Source organism: Vibrio sp. 03_296, from assembly GCF_002265885.1.
The window spans coordinates 1-1056 of sequence record NZ_NPKW01000174.1; the positions used below are offsets into that span (position 1 = coordinate 1).

At 47.2% G+C, this 1056-nt stretch carries 1 protein-coding gene and 1 pseudogene; both read left to right on the plus strand.

The genetic code is table 11. From position 1 onward, the window contains the following. Positions 1-745 (plus strand): annotated as a pseudogene (locus tag CIK04_RS22545) (sporulation protein); the annotation flags it as partial. A 103-nt stretch (positions 746-848) separates the two neighbouring features. Next, the coding region (locus tag CIK04_RS22550) for a hemolysin III family protein (RefSeq protein WP_176463404.1) at positions 849-1056 on the plus strand (208 nt) is incomplete at its 3' end.

Below are 1056 nucleotides of genomic sequence, written 5' to 3' on the forward strand. Positions count from 1 at the left end.
ACATTAAGGTGCATGTTTATGGCGGTTCGAGTGAGCAAGAGATCGACAATATTCATTTGAAGCTGTGTTGTCGCTACATTGCGGAAGTCAAAGAAGATCGCGGCAGCAGCTCTCAAGGGCAACAAACTCGCCGCGTGCCACAAAGTCATGTGCTGGCCAGTTGGAGCCTGCCATACGCGTTTGTCATCAAACCGAGTGAAGAGCGGGTGTTTGATGTCGCGTTAGACATTCCGTTCAACACCCCAATTACCATTGGTGATGCCAAAGTGTGGTTGGAAACCGGTTTGGATATCGCTTTGGCGATTGACCCTACAGACAAAGACATGCTCACCGTAAGGCCTGATCCTATGATGGACGGCATTTTTACCGCTTTGGAAGAGCAAGGGTTGCGTATTCGCCAAGTGGAGTGTGAAGAAGTGAAAGGCTTTGAACTGCCCTTTGTGCAAGAGTTTGAGTTTGTTCCAACCACTGGGCCATTTCATGGTCGTTGGCGTGAGCTGGAAGTGTGCGTATCGTTCCCGAGTGAACTGAAGTTATGGTTTGAAATTGATCGCCATCGTGAAGGGGGAAGAGGCATGTTGGCAAGTTTGCTGGGGTTAGGAAAACTACAGCGAGAGTTGGTGTTACCACTTGGACTTTTCGGCAAAACAGGTCGGGAGAGAAAGTGCTGGGTTATTTAGAGAAACGACCTAGCATTACACTACACATGATGATGGAAAAGCGAAAAATACGCTCTGACTTTTAAGCCGACATCAAATAACCAAAATTTAACCTTTTTAGCTTACACGTGTAAGCTAAGTGTGACATACTAGAGCAACTATTCCATTAGAGGTTTCAGTGTATTTGCTATGTCAGTCAGTCAATATAGTGTGCGTGAAGAAGTGGCGAATGCGGCCACACACGGGTTAGGCATGATTTTTGGTATTGTTGGTTTGGTGATGCTGTTGGTGAAAGCTACGGAGCACCATGCCGATGGGCTGACCATTGCCAGCATGGCGATTTACGGGTCGAGCATCATTGTGTTGTTTTTGGCTTCGACGCTTTACCATGCCATTC